This window comes from Streptomyces violaceorubidus, from assembly GCF_000717995.1.
Taxonomy (GTDB): domain Bacteria; phylum Actinomycetota; class Actinomycetes; order Streptomycetales; family Streptomycetaceae; genus Streptomyces; species Streptomyces violaceorubidus.
In genome coordinates, this window is record NZ_JODM01000134.1 from 1 (window position 1) to 662 (window position 662).

The 662-nt window shown below is 62.5% G+C and carries 1 pseudogene; it reads left to right on the plus strand.

Annotation, left to right across the window (positions count from 1 at the left end):
• A pseudogene (locus IE94_RS39770) lies at positions 1–98 on the plus strand (IS5/IS1182 family transposase); the annotation flags it as partial.
• Between the last annotated feature and the right edge of the window lie 564 nt (positions 99–662).

A 662-nucleotide genomic window follows, 5' to 3' on the forward strand; every position in this document is an offset into this window, starting at 1 on the left:
CCTGGCGAGTCCTCCGGCGAGCCAGATGCTCCACCCGGCGTATCGGCACCATCGTCCAGGCCGTCCACACACTGCTGACCTGCAACTATTCAGGATGAACGGGGCTCAGTGTCCGAGATCACGGGGAAACTTCAATGTCGGGGAAGTGCCGGAAGCAGACGGCGATGCCTTCGTTGCGGCCGGCCGTGGCGTCGTGTGAACTGCGCACGGTCGGATTTCGTGATGCAGATGAGGTGGGAGTGCCAACGACTGCCAGGTCGCTGGGACAAGGCAGCCTTGCCTGGGGCGACACCCTTCGTCCGAGGGTGTTCGAGGCAGAGCGGCGGTGCCAGTGCGGGAGGGGCGAACGGTAGTTACGTGTGTACGACGCTGAGCAGGCTGAGCTCCGTGACCATGTCACCGGTCGCCATGGGGGTAGGGAGGACAATCCACTTTCCGGCCTCGTCTCCGGTGGGGCCCAGGAAGTCCGGAGCGTCGCTTGCCGGGCGTTTTGCAACACCACGAGCGGCGTCGGGGGAGTGCTGATCCGTCATGGCGATTGAGGTGCCTGACTGGGCGAATGTTCTCTTTTTTATGGTCATGGGTGAGCGTATGCCGCAGGCCAATGAGGATCTTGCCTATCAGAGTCACCTGGCTTACAAGGATTTTTCGGCGCGGCTGCA